General features: G+C 68.2%; 17 protein-coding genes and 1 riboswitch. Of the genes, 7 read left to right on the forward strand and 10 right to left on the reverse strand.

Annotated features, from left to right (window positions below; translation table 11 throughout):
* Nucleotides 1–1,226: 1,226 nt before the first annotated feature.
* Together EUA98_RS19915 and EUA98_RS18130 are read right to left on the reverse strand one after the other, a co-directional pair.
* Nucleotides 1,227–1,436, reverse strand: a complete 210-nt coding sequence (locus EUA98_RS19915) for a hypothetical protein (protein ID WP_165372901.1) — start codon at nt 1,434–1,436, stop codon at nt 1,227–1,229.
* 185 nt (nt 1,437–1,621) lie between these two features.
* Entirely contained in the window at nt 1,622–2,200 is a 579-nt protein-coding gene (locus EUA98_RS18130) for a C40 family peptidase (RefSeq protein WP_350339516.1), read from the reverse strand.
* A 211-nt stretch (nt 2,201–2,411) separates the two neighbouring features.
* Nucleotides 2,412–2,602: riboswitch (cyclic di-AMP (ydaO/yuaA leader) on the reverse strand.
* A gap of 317 nt (nt 2,603–2,919) precedes the next feature.
* On the opposite strand from EUA98_RS18130, the gene EUA98_RS18135 reads away from it, so the two are divergent.
* The 3 genes from EUA98_RS18135 (at nt 2,920) to EUA98_RS18145 (ending at nt 4,849) form a co-directional block, all read left to right on the forward strand.
* The gene (locus EUA98_RS18135) at nt 2,920–3,627 is read left to right on the forward strand and encodes a CHRD domain-containing protein (RefSeq protein ID WP_130104102.1); all 708 of its coding nucleotides are present in this window, start codon (nt 2,920–2,922) and stop codon (nt 3,625–3,627) included.
* Entirely contained in the window at nt 3,627–4,328 is a 702-nt protein-coding gene (locus EUA98_RS18140; protein WP_130104103.1) for a class F sortase, read from the forward strand. The genes EUA98_RS18135 and EUA98_RS18140 overlap by 1 nt, the downstream gene beginning before the upstream one ends.
* Nucleotides 4,329–4,471: 143 nt before the next feature.
* Complete coding sequence (locus tag EUA98_RS18145) at nt 4,472–4,849, forward strand: hypothetical protein (RefSeq protein ID WP_130104104.1); 378 nt, start codon at nt 4,472–4,474, stop codon at nt 4,847–4,849.
* Nucleotides 4,850–4,916: 67 nt separating this feature from the next.
* Here EUA98_RS18145 and EUA98_RS18150 read toward each other — a convergent pair whose 3' ends face one another.
* Nucleotides 4,917–5,471, reverse strand: a complete 555-nt coding sequence (locus EUA98_RS18150; protein WP_130104105.1) for a cupredoxin domain-containing protein — start codon at nt 5,469–5,471, stop codon at nt 4,917–4,919.
* Between the two features lie 125 nt (nt 5,472–5,596).
* Here EUA98_RS18150 and EUA98_RS18155 point away from each other — a divergent pair, with 125 nt between their 5' ends.
* Nucleotides 5,597–6,907 carry an MFS transporter gene (locus tag EUA98_RS18155; protein ID WP_130104106.1) on the forward strand — a complete coding sequence of 437 codons (1,311 nt, stop codon included), beginning with the start codon at nt 5,597–5,599 and terminating at the stop codon, nt 6,905–6,907.
* 8 nt (nt 6,908–6,915) lie between these two features.
* The gene (locus tag EUA98_RS18160; protein ID WP_130104107.1) at nt 6,916–7,260 is read left to right on the forward strand and encodes an ArsR/SmtB family transcription factor; all 345 of its coding nucleotides are present in this window, start codon (nt 6,916–6,918) and stop codon (nt 7,258–7,260) included.
* A 195-nt stretch (nt 7,261–7,455) separates the two neighbouring features.
* Here the strand turns inward: EUA98_RS18160 and EUA98_RS18165 are convergent, their stop codons facing one another.
* The 6 genes from EUA98_RS18165 to EUA98_RS18190 form a co-directional block, all read right to left on the reverse strand.
* Entirely contained in the window at nt 7,456–8,094 is a 639-nt protein-coding gene (locus EUA98_RS18165) for a TetR/AcrR family transcriptional regulator (RefSeq protein ID WP_130104108.1), read from the reverse strand.
* On the reverse strand, nt 8,084–8,395 hold the full coding sequence (locus EUA98_RS18170; protein ID WP_130104109.1) for a hypothetical protein: 312 nt from the start codon (nt 8,393–8,395) through the stop codon (nt 8,084–8,086). The genes EUA98_RS18165 and EUA98_RS18170 overlap by 11 nt, the downstream gene beginning before the upstream one ends.
* 34 nt (nt 8,396–8,429) lie before the next feature.
* Nucleotides 8,430–8,819: a hypothetical protein gene (locus EUA98_RS18175; protein ID WP_130104110.1), complete on the reverse strand. Its 390-nt coding sequence runs from the start codon at nt 8,817–8,819 to the stop codon at nt 8,430–8,432.
* Entirely contained in the window at nt 8,816–9,523 is a 708-nt protein-coding gene (locus EUA98_RS18180; RefSeq protein ID WP_130104111.1) for an ABC transporter ATP-binding protein, read from the reverse strand. Before EUA98_RS18180 ends, EUA98_RS18175 begins: the two co-directional genes overlap by 4 nt.
* A gap of 191 nt (nt 9,524–9,714) precedes the next feature.
* Nucleotides 9,715–9,879: a hypothetical protein gene (locus tag EUA98_RS18185; RefSeq protein WP_207219150.1), complete on the reverse strand. Its 165-nt coding sequence runs from the start codon at nt 9,877–9,879 to the stop codon at nt 9,715–9,717.
* A gap of 140 nt (nt 9,880–10,019) precedes the next feature.
* The gene (locus EUA98_RS18190) at nt 10,020–10,769 is read right to left on the reverse strand and encodes an ABC transporter permease (RefSeq protein WP_130104112.1); all 750 of its coding nucleotides are present in this window, start codon (nt 10,767–10,769) and stop codon (nt 10,020–10,022) included.
* 769 nt (nt 10,770–11,538) lie between these two features.
* On the opposite strand from EUA98_RS18190, the gene EUA98_RS18195 reads away from it, so the two are divergent.
* A complete protein-coding gene (locus EUA98_RS18195; protein ID WP_130104113.1) occupies nt 11,539–12,897 on the forward strand; it encodes a dihydrolipoyl dehydrogenase family protein in 1,359 nt (452 codons plus the stop codon).
* Nucleotides 12,898–13,081: 184 nt separating this feature from the next.
* Complete coding sequence (yidD, locus tag EUA98_RS18200) at nt 13,082–13,279, forward strand: membrane protein insertion efficiency factor YidD (RefSeq protein WP_242511702.1); 198 nt, start codon at nt 13,082–13,084, stop codon at nt 13,277–13,279.
* A gap of 350 nt (nt 13,280–13,629) precedes the next feature.
* Here the strand turns inward: yidD and EUA98_RS18205 are convergent, their stop codons facing one another.
* Nucleotides 13,630–13,926: a hypothetical protein gene (locus EUA98_RS18205; RefSeq protein WP_130104114.1), complete on the reverse strand. Its 297-nt coding sequence runs from the start codon at nt 13,924–13,926 to the stop codon at nt 13,630–13,632.
* Nucleotides 13,927–14,384 lie beyond the last annotated feature (458 nt).

Consider the following 14,384-nt stretch of genomic DNA (forward strand, 5'->3'; position numbering starts at 1 on the left):
ACACTGCCATCGGGAACCAGCCCCCGGCCTCACGCCTCCACGCAGGCGTCACCAACGTCATGAGCCAGAACAACTAGCGGGATGACCCCGGCGCGGCGCGGTGCCCCCCCGTTACCTCCTTCTCAGCCCCGCGGGTCGTGTTGGATCGGGGGTGCAGGCCTGTCGGTCTCGGCATGATTGCTCGCCCTCGCCCTCGCCCGCCGCCGCTGCGACGTCCTGTTCGCCATGCTCCGCGGCGGCTCCCTCACGACCCACCAGTCCGAACGGCTTGAAGAAGGACATAGGGGCACCCCCCGGGGCTCGGGTTGGCGTCGGTCTCGCCGTTCCTCCGGCCCACTACTTTGGCAATGTACGTTAGGCAGTGCCCCCTGATGCTCCCGAACCCGAGCATGTAGCGCTCGATCGCATCCCCGCACTCGAAAGCCGTGCACAGCCGGCGGCGCAGTACGCGTCTACTCAGTGGCGCAGGAGGCGACAGGTCGGGCTGGTCGTGGCTCGAGCCGCGAGGGAATCTCCGGCGTGACGGCTGCCAGTCGGGATATTCGGGTGAGGATGCGTGTTCTTGTTGGCAGCCAGCTCCGTTCGAACCGCGTTTCGGGTCGTCCGGCGAGACGGGTTCACGGGGCATCTACGGGGGAAGAACCCTCGGTCATGGTCGGTCTTCTTCCAACTCGTTCAGCAAGCCAGCCAAAGTCAAAGCCCAGGTCATCGGCTCTTTTCGGACGAACTCGGTCTCGGTCGGACTCCCAAGTAGGGGGACCGATTATTGCAGGGGGTCGCAGGTTCAGATCCTGTCAGCCCGACAAAAGCCCAGGTCAGAAGCAATTTCTGACCTGGGTTTCGTTGTGTCACGGGGCGAAAACGGGGCATAAACGGGGCAAAAGTACTCGCCGAATCCACCGTCCCTCGAGTGTCTATGCAGGTCAGACGCTTGCCTCGAAGCTCGGGTGAGTGCCGTACCTCCCTTGTGGCGATGGGTATTCGCACGGTTCAAATCCCCGGCGCAGCAGCGTATGGGCAGGTCACAGGGTCGCGCGAGCATGGAGATTTGATCGGGGTTCGCGTTGATGGCGCTACGCACTCGGCCAGGGCGAGGCGGGGTTGGTGGGGTCGTCGGTGTGTCGATGTCGACGCCGTCGCCTGATGTGTACGGGTTGGACCTGGTCCTTCTGTCGACGCGGGTTGGTGGTGCCCGGTAGCGGGGGTTCGTCGGGCGTGCGGCCGGATCACTGGTCCAGGGGGTCGCCGCTGCGCACGGCGGAGACGACGTCGAGGATGGCGCGGCTGGTGTCCTTGGCGTACTGCTCGTCCAGGATCAGCCCCGCATGGCTGGCACCGTCGACGACGCGGTGCGCGCTGTCGGTCGTCAACGTCGCCAGCTTGTTCTGCGCCGCGTCGTGGGTGGCGTCGGTCTGCGCGCCGGCGGTGAAGCTCACGGGGGAACGATCACCGCTCATAGCGATGGCCCCGGTCGGGGCGCACTGTTCACCGTCACGCTGCCCGCGGCGATGGTCGCAGGCGCTGCGAACGCCAGAGACTAAGCCAAGCGGCCTTTGAGGGGCTGGAAGAGGCGCGAGACGCCCAGCAGCGAACCGGGTAGCCGCTGGGCGCCGCGCAATTGTCAGCCCACTCGGATGAACACCGGGTTGGACTGCCAGATGCTCCGGATCTGAATGCTCTGGCCGGGTCGGGGAGCGTCGACCTGCTGGTCGCCGCCGGCGTAGATCGCGATGTGTCCGGGAGACCAGATGAGGTCGCCAGGCTGGGCATCGGCGCGCGAGACGACCGTGCCAATGGTGCGCTGAGCCGATGAGGTGCGGGGCAAGGTGATGCCGACCTGCGCGTACACGTAGGACGTGTATCCCGAGCAGTCGAACCCGTCCGGCGTCGTGCCTCCCCACAGGTAGGGCACCCCGACGTATCGAGAGGCGATCTCGACGATCGCGCTGCCGTTGGCGCTCGCCGGTGCGGGCGCGCCGATCTCGGCAGCGGGGGCGGCCTCCGCGGGGAGCGCGGCGCGAGCCGAGCTTCGAGATGCGGCCGCCGGGGCAGCGCGGACCGGCGGCGGAGGCGGCGGCGGGTCGGCGATAACGGTGATCGCGGGAATGTCCAGGGCCCAGGACGCGTCGTCGGGCACGGCGACGACCGGCGATGTTGTGAGGGCTGCGCGTGCACCGGCCGTGAGGCTGGAAGTGTCCACGGAGGGGTGGTTGGTGGCGATCTCCGCGGGACTAGATGCCGCGGCAGGCGCTGCGAACACCGACATGATCAGTCCGGACGACGCAGCGACCACGACCGATCGACGGCCGACGACCGAGAGGGTCCCGGTCGCGGTGGAGGCAAGGTCAGACAGAGGTGTGACAGGCCACCCGGCTGATCGGTGGCGGGCGGGAATCGAGCTCACGGGCATGGGGACCTCTCCGGTCGCCTTCGGGGTGAGCTGTCGGGTTCGGGCGGGAGTATGCGCCCGGCCGATCAACGAGCGATCGGCTTCACCCCAAGGACATCGACAATCCGGTGTCCGTCGTGCTTGGGTCCCCCGCTCCTGCCAGCGAGACGTCGAAAGGTCCGTCGGTGGTGGCAGGATTTGGCGGTCCACCTCAGGGCACCCAGGTGTGGCCCCGGGATGGGACGACCATACGGACCGGCGCCGCAATTGTCACGGCCAGGTCACGACGTCTCAATTGGTGAGAAGACGGGCGCACGCGAGCACCGCCGGGGTGGACGACGCGGGGCTGATGGTGACGTTTACGAGACCCGTCTCGGTCTGGACCCATCCGGTCCGTTGCCCGCTCCGAATTACCCGTGTCAGCAGCATCCCGACACGTGGCGGCACGCGGTGTCCGCCGGTTATGGAGACCTCATGCGTACCAGTCACAAGTTCGCCACCGCCGCGTTCGGCGCGCGTTCCTGCTCCCGATGGGCATGTCCTCGGCCTTCGCCGCCGATGGCGACCTCAACGCGAATCTCGCCCCGGTCGCGTTGAACGGCGTCGAAGGCTCAGGCACGGCGATGGTGAAGGTCCAGGGGACCATGATCACGGTCACGATGGCCGCGAGCGGGTTGCTGGCCGATTCCCCGCTCGCCGCGCACATCCACTTCGGGGCCGAAGCGCGCAACGAGTGCCCGATCGCTGCGGACGACCTCAGCGCGGACGGCACGCTGAACACCACCGAGGGAGGCCCCGCCTACGGTCCGATCGTCGTGTCGCTGACCAAGACGGGTGACACGAGCCCGGCCAGCGGCCTGGCGGTCGAACGGTTCGACACCGCACCTGGCGGGAACCTCTCCTACGAGCGTGGCTCGATCCAGGTCTCCGAGGAGGAGGCGCAGGCGATCGCTGACGGCAAGTCGGCCGTCGTCATCCACGGCGTGGACCACAACGACAGCGGCGCCTACGACGGCGACGTGATGTCCGACCTCGACCCGGCGCTGCCGGCTGAAGCCACCGACCCGGCGCTGTGCGGGGTTCTGAGTGCCGCGCCCGTGGGGTCGATGGCGACCGGCGCCGGCGGGGCCGCGTCGACGGGCACCGACTCCGGGGTCCTGCTGGCGGGGACAGGGCTGCTGCTGGCCGCTGCGGGCACCGGGGCGTTCGCGGCCCGTCGCGCCAGCTCCAAGGCGTAGTGAGCACCATCGTGCAGCGCGTCGGCCGCCGTGGCATCTTCGCCGCGGCGGCCGCCGTGCTGGCGCTGGGGGGCGGGCTCACCCTCGCGGCCGGGCTCGGCAGCAACGACGACGGGCCGCCGCAACCCAACCAGGGCCCGACCGCCGTCCCTGACATCGACCCAGCCCCGGACAGTGTCGCGGCACCGGTGGCCCCGGCTCCGGGGCAGGCTCCCGCCGCTGAGGTGACCGATCTCGGTCCGTTGCTGGCCGCGTCCGCTCCGGTGGCGATCGACATCCCGAGCATCGAGGTGCACAGCACCGGCCTCGTGCCTTTGTCCGTCGGGGCCGACGGCGTCCTGCCTGCACCCGCGGACTACCAGGCCCCCGGGTGGTACACCGGTGGGCCGACCCCCGGCCAGCTCGGACCGGCCATCATCGCCGGTCACGTGGATGGGCCTGCGGGGCCGGCGATCTTCTACCGGCTCGGCGAGCTCGTCGCGGGCGACGAGGTCGCGGTCACGCGCCAGGACGGCACGGTGGCGAGGTTCACCATCGACTCGGTGCGCAGCTATGCGAAGGCCGAGTTCCCCACCTCGCTGGTCTACGGCAACACGACCAACCGCGCCGAGCTGCGCCTGATCACCTGCGGCGGTGCGTTCGACCGGGCCACCGGCCACTACGTCGACAACATCATCGCCTTCGGGCACCTCATCGCCTGACGGTTGCCGGTGGCCCTGTGCGGGACCAGCCCGTCGGGCAGGATGGAGGTCTTCTCTTCCGTGAACGACCTGGAGGCTCGACTGTGACTACCTCCTCTGCGCAACCGACTCGTCTCAGCAGGCGATCCACGGGTGGACTGGGGTTGCTCGGCGCCCTGACGCTCGGCGATTCCGCGTACCTGCATTCGCGTATCGCCGTTGAGCGGCCACCGTTGTTCGCCGACGGCCAGGTGACACTCAGCGGGCTTTTCGTCGCCCAAGCGTCAGCCGCAGCGCTCGTCGTGATCTGGGTCGTGGTGCGTCCCAGCGTCGTGGCCTGGCTTGCGTTCGGCGCAGTCGCGGCGGGCTCTCTTGGTGCGTTGGTGCTCAGCGTGTACGTCCAGGTCCCGTCCATCGGACCGTTCCCGGTCATCTACGAGCCGCTCTGGTACCAGGACAAGTACCTCGCCACGGCGTCAGCGGCCGCGGCCGTGCTGGTTGCGCTTGTCGCGCTTGTGTGGTTGCGGCGGCTCGCCCGGTAGGACCTGGGCCATGCGAACGGCCCCGGACAAGAACGTTCGGGGCCGTTCGCATGGTCCAGCGGGCTGCTCAGGTGACGGTGAATGTCCTGGTCATGGGCGGGTGCGGGTCGCACTTGTAGGTGTATTCCCCCGCCTCGAACGTCACGTCGAAGGTGACCTCCTCGGTTTCGGGGACCGAGGTCGTCTCGTCGATCGAGCCGCCGACCAGGTGGAAGTTGTGGGTCACCGCCGGATCGCTGACCTGGATCGTGTAGTCGCCTGCAGGAAGGGTGGTGACCTCCTCCCCGGCCTCGTCCGTCAAGGTGATGACGGAAGCCTCTGGATCGTCGGTGGAGCCCACGCTGCCCAGCAGAACGGTGGCCTCCCCAGAGGTGGCCTCCCCGGCTGTGGGCTCCCCGCCTGTGGGCTCCCCGGATGCGCCCCCGGCAGCCTCCGACGCAGCATCGGTCGACTCGGCCGCCGCGGACTCGATGGCGTCGTCGGCGTCGTCCGCACTGCAGGCCGAAAACAGGGTCAGCGACGCCACGACGGCGACTCCAAGCGCGAACTTCTTCATGGCAGTACCCCTCTCGAAGGTTGAAGGCGCAACTATTTCAGGGTCCGACCCGGCCCGCAAGCACATACGAGCACGAGATGGATCTGTCACCTGGCGCACGGGACAGGTTCGGGTCCTCGCCGTGTGACCGCGAGCTCGTCGAACAGATTGCGTATTTGCGCAAGCATGCAAGTAGCGGTTAGGTTCGCCGCATGATCCGTGCACTAGGCAACCCGACTTATCGCCGTCTGTTCTTGGCTCAGGTCGTCGCGCTGGCGGGCACGGGTCTGGCGACCGTTGCGCTGGGTCTGCTCGCCTACGACCTTGCGGGCAGCCGCGCCGGCGCGGTGCTTGGCACCGCGTTTGCGATCAAGATGGTCGCGTACGTGTTCGTCGCGCCGCTCGCGCAGGCGCTCGTGTCGCGGCTGCCTCGTCGGGCGGTGATGGTCGGCGCCGGTGTGCTGCGCCTCGGTGTGGCGTTCACGCTGCCGTTCGTCGGTGAGATCTGGCAGGTGTACGTCTTGATCTTCGTGCTCCAGGCCGCGTCGGCGACGTTCACCCCGACGTTCCAGTCCGTGATCCCGGACGTGCTGCCTGACGAGCGTGACTTCACCTCGGCGTTGTCGCTGTCCCGGCTGGCTTACGACCTGGAGTCTGTCCTGTCACCCGTGATCGCGGGCGCGCTGCTGCTCTTCATCCCGGCTTCGGCGCTGTTCTTCGGGACCGCGGTCGGGTTCGCAGGCTCGGCCGTGCTCGTGGCTGCCACGCTCGTGCCGCGCCGGTTCGCCGCGCCCGAGGCAGCGCCCATGGCCTTCGGGACTCGGGTGCAGCACGGGATTCGTCTGTTCATCTCGACGCGTCAGCTACGCCCCGTTCTGGCGCTCAACCTCGTGGTGGCCGCGGCGGGCGCGTTCGTCATCGTCCAGACGGTCGTCATCGTCCGGTCGACCTTCGAGCAGGGTGACGTCCTGGTTCCGGTGCTCCTGGCGGTCAACGGCGCCGGGTCGATGGTCGCCGCGTTGCTCTTGACCCGGGTGCTCGAGCGGGCGACCGAGCGGCGGGTGATGCTCACCGGTGCCTGGCTGCTGACCGCCGCGATGATGCTGGTCCCGATCGCCCTGTCCACCGGTCCCGCAACAGGTGGTCTCGTGCTCGTTGCGGCATTGTGGTTTGCCGCCGGTCTGGGCTGGTCGGCGGCCGAGACCCCCGTGGGTCGTCTCATCCGGCGTCACGTGCGACCCGACGAGCTTCCCGCCGCGTTCGCCGCCCAGTTCTCGCTCTCCCACGCCTGCTGGTTGCTCACCTATCCACTGGCCGGCTGGCTCGGGGTGGTCGGCCTGGTGCCCACGTCGATCACCCTGGCCGTGATCGCCGCTGGTGCGACCGTGACGGCCATGGTGCTGTGGCCCACGGGCACCGGTGGTGTGCTGCGTCCCGGGCCAGCAGCGGACATCGCGCACGACAGCGCACCAGTCGCAGCGACGACGCTAGTCACTGCGCCGGCGCCGACGGCGGTGCCATGATGAACGTGATGAGAGCCTCTACCGCCCCCCGGGTCGAGATCACGGAGAGCACGCTGCAGCACGCCGTGGACGTCCTGCGGCTGCTCGCCGACGGCACACGCCTTGCGATCTTGGCCACGTTGCGTGACGGCGCAGAGAAGTCGGTGTCCGCGCTGGCCGAGGAGCTCGACCGACCTACACCCGCGGTGTCCCAGCACCTGGCCAAGCTGCGCGCAGGGCACCTGGTGACCTCGCGCCGGGCCGGGACCACGGTCTTCTACTCCCTGAGCAGCCAGCACGTCGAGCTGCTGGTCACCAACGCGCTCCAGCACAGCGAGCACATGCAGTTCGACGTCCCCCCGCACCACCGCTGATCTGTGTCGGCGGTGGGGCAGCTCGGGGTCTCGCGCTCACGCGACTCGTTGTTTCGGCTGGAAGCCAGGATATCGGCGGCCTCGGGCCCCTGTGGCAGGCCAGAGGAAGATGGTCTCGGTGAGCGAGGTGCCAACGTCAAGTTTGTTTGGCAAGCCTGCTTGCTCGAGCAGATGCTGAGGTCCTGTCGCTGCAATTCACGTGCCGGTGGGCACCAGTGCAGGGGTGATGAGCGCGATCACTGGGGGGATTTCGGCGACGAGCTCGGAGGTTGGCAGGCCCCGCATCAGCCCGCCGAGCGTGAGTGACAGCATCGCGCCCACCAGCAGGGTGGTGATCGCCATGATGTCGGCGTCGCCGATCCGGCCGAGTTCTTGCTCGCCGCGCAGGTACCCGGTTACTGGCATGGTGGTCGCGGCGATCGGTTCGGTGTGGATCGCGGCGAGGAACCGGTGGAAGAGCACGGGGTCGCTGATGAGGCCGGAGGCCATCGGCACGGCGTCGACCATGAGGGTGAGGGCGGCTTCGGCGTACTGGCACAGGTTCGCCTCGACGGTCCCGGTGCCGGGCTGCGGAAGGCCCGTGTCGGATCGGGCGACGATCGGGTGGAAGCGTCGCACGAGGGCGAGGAGGAGGAGCTCGTTCTTGTCGGTGAAGTAGTTGTAAAGCACGCCGTCGGACACCCCGGCCGCGCGGGCGATCTCCCGCGTGGTGATCGCGGCCAAGGGACGTTCACCGAGGAGCGCGACTGCGACCTCGATGAGGTGCGTTCGGAGCGCGGCGGCGGGGTCGTCGCCGACCCGACCCCGCACGGCTTTGGCTGGTCTAGGTGACATCGCGCCTCACGGTAGTCGCAATGGCGACCAGACAGATCGCGACGGCGTAGCCGAGGAGCGCTGAGGCTGCGGCAGCCTGGGACAGGCCGCCGACGGTCATCTCCGGCATGTGGTTGAGCGACAGGCCCGCGTTGAACGGCAGCCATCTCGCGTTGTCGCCGAGGAGTTGACCGACCAGGCCTTCGACGAGGGCGAGCCACGCGAGCGCGGCGGCGATCGCGGTGCTGAGGTTGCGGACCAGGGCGCCGAGGCCGACGCCAATCGCGGTGAATGCTGCGTTCCAGATGATCCCGCCGACCACGGTGCGCCACAGGGCGGGATCGCTCAGGTCGAGGTCACCGCCTTTGGCGGCAAGCCACCCGGCGCACGCAGTCAGGGCGGTGAGCGCGTTGAGGAGGCCGAAGTCGATCCCGAACGCTGTGTAGGCGACGAGCTTCGCGCCGATCAGTGGGCCGCGCCGGGGGGGTGGCGAGGTAGGAGTCGGTGATCGTCTTGTGCCGGTACTCGCCGGCCACCGCGGTGATCCCGAGAACCAGCGTGAACAAGGACAGCAGGCCCGCGTGCCCAACGGCGCCTATCGGTGTCCCCGCTGCGGTGGCGTCCGCGCCGCCGATGAACACGCCGCTGACGCCCATCACGATGATGAGCTGGGTCAACGCGACCAGGAGCCAGGGTGAGCGAATCGTGCGGAGCTTGAGGAGTTCGTTGGCGATGAGGGTGGTCATGAGGCAGATCCCGTCAGGCGGAGGAAGGAGTCCTCGAGGGTGGTGCGGGCGTGGGACAGGTCGCTGAGCGGGCCGGAGTACTGCAGTTGGCCGCCGCTGATGATCACGACGTCGTCGACGGTCGCAGCGACCTCGGCGAGGGCGTGGCTCGAGACCAGGACGGTGCGGCCCTCGCTCGCCAGGTTGCGCAGGAGAGTGCGGAGCCACGCGACCCCGGCCGGGTCGAGGCCGTTGGTCGGCTCGTCCAGGATGAGGACTGCCGGATCGCCGAGCAGTGCCGAGGCCAGGCCCAGGCGCTGACGCATCCCTACGGAGTACCCGTGAACACGCCGGCCCGCGTCGCGGGTGAGGGAGACCTGATCGAGCACGACGTCGATGCGCGCCGGTGGGACTCCTGTGGTCCCGGCGAGGACCCGCAGATGGTTCCGACCGGTGCGGCCGGGATGGAAGCTGTCGGCGTCGAGCATCGCGCCCACGACCCGGCGCGGTTGGGTGAGCTCGCGGTACGGGCGACCGTCGATCAGGGCCGTGCCGCTCGTCGGGCGGATGAGGCCCAGGAGCATCCGCAGCGTCGTGGTCTTCCCGGCCCCGTTCGGGCCCAAGAACCCGGTGATCCGGCCCTCCGCGACCTCGAAGGTCAGCTCGCTGACGGCCTTGACCTCCCCGAACGTCTTGGTGAGGCCTCGTGCAGAGATGACTGCCATGCCGACTCCCTCGTGAGATGAGCACACGTTCATGAACATACGCTCATGAACGTACGCTCATAGTTCTACTGGACGTCGATGCATGTCAAGAGCGTCGCGGGCAAGCGACTCTTGCGGATTGTCGTGACCCCCGGGCCGCGAGCTGACACTCAAGCGCGGTGACTGCCAGTAAGGACACTCGGCTGGGGCAGCTAGTTGATCGACGACGGGGTGAAGCACCGGGCTAGCCAGGTCTCGAAGGAGCCCTCGAGCAGGTAGAACGGTGGTCGCCAGTAGTCGCTGGTCGCCTCCATCACGACCCGCGTCACCCGCAGGCTGGTCAGCCAGTCCGACATCACCAGCAATGACGGGGTCATCGTGGAGAAGGTCCGAGCCTCCTGCATCCGCCGTCGGCCTAGCCGGCGGCCTCAACAGGACCACGTTGCTACGACGTCACCGAGCGACCGGACCCCCATCTTCAGCCCGGAACGGGCTGCCCCGCCAGAGGCACGGAGGACTAGCCGAGTTCGCCGGGTCGAATTCGTGTGGGGGCGAGGGCCCGAATGACGACGACCGCGGTGATTGACCCGGCCGCCATGACCGACGCGAGGACTGTGATCTGAAACGCTCCGGCCTCCAGCGGCGAGGCGCCTCCGAAGATCGCGCCCACGAACGCGCCCGGCAGGGTGACAAGGCCGGTCGTCTTGGTCTGGTCCGTGGCCGGGATAAGTGCTGAGTAGATCGCGTTTCGGGCCAACCCGAGCGTCGACTGGCGCGGTGTAGCGCCCAGGGCGAGCCATCCCTCGACCTGTTCCCAGTGGTCGTTGACGGACTGGGTGAACCGGCGCCCGGACAGAGTCGCGATCGTCATGGCGTTGCCGATCACGATGCCGCCGATCGCCAGGGCGTACCGCGGGGTGAATGCAATGGCTCTGGTCGTGAACACGATGGTGAGCGTGATCGCGATTCCGGCGCCCATCGCGCCGCTGACCAGTGCGAGGTGGCGCCAGCTCCAGGTGATCCGGCGGGCGGCGGTGACCGAGGCGACGGTGAACATGACCAGCAGAGCGAGCGACACCCAGACCGCGCTCGTGATGACCGTGCCCAGGATGAGGCTGATGATGGCGAGTTGCGCCGTACCCCGGACGATTGCCAGCGCCGGTGCAAGCCTGTGCGGGGCGCGGGAGACCCACAGCACCACGAAAGTCAGGATCATCAAGGCACCGACGCCGACGAGCGTCGGGACAAAGTCAGCGAGCCTGATCACGGCGCGAGGCTACCGCCGCTCACCGACGGTTCGAGCCCGCACCCGAACCCTCAACCCCACCCAGGCGACAGGGCGCGACCGCAGTCTCGGTGACGTGACTGGAGCCGGTAAAGGGTGCTCGGTCATCGCCGCTTGCACTCGGTATGGTTGATTGGTGACGTTGGATCTGACCGGCAGTCTTGGTCCGCTCGCACCGGGCTTCGGCTCGTCTGGGTGAGAAGACTCCACGGGGCATTTACAGGGCAAAAACCCTCGGTCCCGACCGGTCCTCTTCAAACCCCGTCGGCTCGCCCGGAAAGGTAAAAGCCCAGGTCATCGGCCCATTTCGGACATAGTCGGCCAGGGTCGGACCCATGCCAAAGGGGCCGATCTCTGCAGGGGGCCGCAGGTTCAAATCCTGTCAGCCCGACAAAAGCCCAGGTCAGAAGCAATTTCTGACCTGGGCTTTGTTGTGTCACGGGGCGAAAGCGGGGCATAAACCCGCGAAGAAGCGATCCGTGAGCGCACTGTCCCTGGCGCGTTTGTGCAGGTGAGACGCTCGCGGCGAGGCTCGGTGAGTGCCGAAGCCCCCTGTGCGAGGATGGGAATTCGCAGGTTCGAATTTCTGGTGGAGGGGTGAACAAGCAGATCAGCGAGTCGTGTGGGCGCGGGGGCTTGATCTGGACGTGCCGACCGATTCTCGCGGTGGGTTCGCGGCGCCACGCTGATGCAGCGCTTCACGGTCGCTGCCTACCGGGCGGTGGGTCGGGGTCGATCAGAAGGAGTGCTCATGGAGTCCTACGACGTCGCGGTGATCGGGATGGGGCCAGGCGGTGAGCAGGTCGCCGGGACCCTGGCCGAGCGTGGCTTGCGGGTGCTCGGGATCGAGTCGAACCTCCTGGGCGGGGAATGCCCGTACTGGGGTTGCATCCCGTCGAAGATGATGATCCGCGCGGCGGACGCCCTCGCGGAGGCTCGTCGCGTTCCTCAGCTTGCTGGGAGCGTCGAAGGGATCCGACCGGACTGGGATCTCGTGGCGCGCCGGATCCGGGACGAGGCGACCGACAACTGGGACGACCGGGCTGCCGTGGAGCGCTTCACCGGCAAGGGCGGCACCTTCGTCCGAGGCAAGGGCAAGGTCGCCGGCACCGGCCGGGTCGAGGTGGATGGCGTCAGCTACGCCATCGCCAAGGGGATCGTGGTGGCCACCGGCACGCGCCCGTCGATCCCCCCGATCGACGGGCTCGCCCAGGTCCCCTTCTGGACCAATCACGAGGCCATCGAGGCCAGAAAGCTGCCGGCGTCGCTGATCGTGCTGGGTGGTGGGGCGATCGGCTGCGAGCTGGCCCAGGTCTTTGCCCGCTTCGGGGTGCGGGTGAGCGTCGTGGAGTCTGCTGACCACTTGTTGCCTCCTGAGGAGCCCGAGGCCGGTCAGCTGCTGCGTAGCGTGCTGGAGGCCGAGGGAGTCCAGGTGCACGTCGGGGTCAGCGCACGTCGCGTCGATCGTGACGGTGGCGGCATCGCTGTGACGGTCGGCACCGGCCCGGTGCTGCGCGCCGAGCGGCTCCTGGTGGCCACCGGACGCCAGGCCGACCCGGTCGCCGCGGGCCTGGACACGGTCGGGGTGGACCCGTCGGCGCGCACCGCTCCCGTCGACGAGCGGTGCCGCGTGGCTGACGGCGTCTGGGCCGTCGGCGACCTCACCGGCCAGGGCGCGTTCACGCACGTCGCGATGTACCAAGCCGACATCGTCATTCGCGACATCCTGGGAGAGGACGGCCCCGCCGCGGACTACCGCGCACTTCCCCGAGTGACGTTCACCGATCCCGAGGTTGGCTCGGTCGGCTTGAGCGAGCAGCGGGCCCGGGAACGGTTCGCCTCCGTCGCGGTCGGCAGCGCGACGGTTCCGAGCACGGCGAGGGGATGGATCCACAAGGTCGGAAACGAAGGGCTGGTCAAGTTGGTGGCCGACGCCGACCGCGGTGTCCTGGTCGGTGCCACGTCAATGGGGCCGGCCGGTGGCGAAGTTCTCGGTGCCCTCACCCTGGCCGTGCACGCCCAGGTCCCGCTGGACACTCTGCGGTCCATGATCTACGCCTACCCCACCTTTCATCGCGGCATCGAAGACGCCCTGCGCGACCTGTCCTGACGACTCTGCCCGCGCGATCCGCAAGGCGACCGTTGGAACCAACAAGGACGAAGCGGCATTGATGCTCCTCGAATGGCGCGAAGGCACCACGAGCCGGCACACAGTCAGTGGCGCGGACATTGCCCCGTAGGCCGTGCCCTCAGGGACACGAGGGTCTAGTGCTCAGGCCCTAGCATCGCCTTCTATGAGCTGCGCTTCTCGAGCGGTCGACGCCGCCATCGGCTGCTATCAGGACCACATCTCGCCGCGCAAGGGCTGGGGCTGCGCGCATCGGATCGCGCACGGTGGCCCGTCCTGCTCGTCTGCCGTTCGCGATCTGGTTGCTCGTCGGGGGATTGCTGGTGCGGTGGTCCCGTCCGCCACACGGTTCTTGGCGTGCTAGAGCGCGGTGAGCCTGGTCATGGCCTCGGGTGACGTGCGTGGGGTGTGCTGTTGCGGCCCGATCCCGATCCCATTCCGGTTCTGACGACCTCGTCGGCCAACTGCAGCGCCTCGGTCGGCGGTTGCTGTGCGGTCGACTTCTCGGACAGGACTCGGACCGTCGCGAAGACCGGTTGTCCGCCGGGCGCTCGCGCACGATGCGCACGGGGAGAACCAGAAGCATGAGGACAGCACGCCGTTGCGGCCGCGACGACGCTGCGCTGCGCTGCGCTGCAAAGACCGCTGGATCGGTGGCTCCCAAGAAAGCTCAGCGCAGTCATGCCCCGCGAGATGGGATCCTTCCAGTCCCACTCAGTCGGGCGCCGCTGACCCTTCTTCGACTGCCTGGCAGACAAGCGTGATCGGCGAGGTCTCGGGCAGGTTGAGAGCATCGAGAACTTCTACACGCACCACATCGTCGTTGACCTTGGCGGCGGAGAACCGAACGTTTCCGCCGGCCTGACCCGGTGCGTGGTGCTTGAGGTCCAGCGTGAGGATCGACTCAGGCGCAACGATCTTGTCCGTTACCTGCGCATCCTTCTCGATCTGCCGGTCCTCGTACGCGAGGATGCCGACCCAGGTCTTGACTTGATCGCTAATCCGTTCCACGGTTCCTTCATTCGTTCGAGCGGTTATGTTCCCTACAGGTCTCGTCCCCGCTCGTTCCGCGGCAAAGGGACATCCGTGTCGAGGGTCAGGGCAACTCAACCGGGCGACCTCGAGCGTCCATGGCTGACCACCGCGCCCACAGCCGCTCTGTCCCGCTCGGCCTCTGCGGAGTCGTTGCCCTCCGTCCCCGCACCGGGTGCGCGGAGTTGATGTCGCAGGAGTCAACGAGGCCATCGGTGACGACGCCCCCGGCTTCGCACCGGGGGACGAGGTCATCGCGATGCTGGGAACCCGGATCAGCCGCCACGCCCAGTACGCACTGTTCCCGCGCTGCGGGGCCATCTCACACCAGCTTCCTGGGGTCGCGGACGCGAGCCGGGCCTAGGGCATGTCTCCCTAGCTCGGTTTGGTGCTCATTGGCATGCTGTTGCGGGTGAGTCGTTACGCCGTGTTGTCAG

Origin of the sequence: Pengzhenrongella frigida, from assembly GCF_004168625.1 — a bacterium.
Taxonomy (GTDB): Bacteria; Actinomycetota; Actinomycetes; order Actinomycetales; family Cellulomonadaceae; genus Pengzhenrongella; species Pengzhenrongella frigida.

Bases quoted from the DNA above. Each gene is read 5' to 3' on its own strand.
- EUA98_RS18155 (WP_130104106.1), top strand. From the start codon at position 5,597: ATGATCCGTGCACTAGGCAACCCGACTTATCGCCGTCTGTTCTTGGCT.
- EUA98_RS18195 (WP_130104113.1), top strand. From the start codon at position 11,539: ATGGAGTCCTACGACGTCGCGGTGATCGGGATGGGGCCAGGCGGTGAG.
- EUA98_RS18180 (WP_130104111.1), bottom strand. From the start codon at position 9,523: ATGGCAGTCATCTCTGCACGAGGCCTCACCAAGACGTTCGGGGAGGTC.
- EUA98_RS18175 (WP_130104110.1), bottom strand. From the start codon at position 8,819: ATGACCACCCTCATCGCCAACGAACTCCTCAAGCTCCGCACGATTCGC.
- yidD (WP_242511702.1), top strand. From the start codon at position 13,082: ATGAGCTGCGCTTCTCGAGCGGTCGACGCCGCCATCGGCTGCTATCAG.
- EUA98_RS18165 (WP_130104108.1), bottom strand. From the start codon at position 8,094: ATGTCACCTAGACCAGCCAAAGCCGTGCGGGGTCGGGTCGGCGACGAC.
- EUA98_RS18185 (WP_207219150.1), bottom strand. From the start codon at position 9,879: ATGACCCCGTCATTGCTGGTGATGTCGGACTGGCTGACCAGCCTGCGG.
- EUA98_RS18160 (WP_130104107.1), top strand. From the start codon at position 6,916: ATGAGAGCCTCTACCGCCCCCCGGGTCGAGATCACGGAGAGCACGCTG.
- EUA98_RS18135 (WP_130104102.1), top strand. From the start codon at position 2,920: ATGGGCATGTCCTCGGCCTTCGCCGCCGATGGCGACCTCAACGCGAAT.
- EUA98_RS18150 (WP_130104105.1), bottom strand. From the start codon at position 5,471: ATGTGCTTGCGGGCCGGGTCGGACCCTGAAATAGTTGCGCCTTCAACC.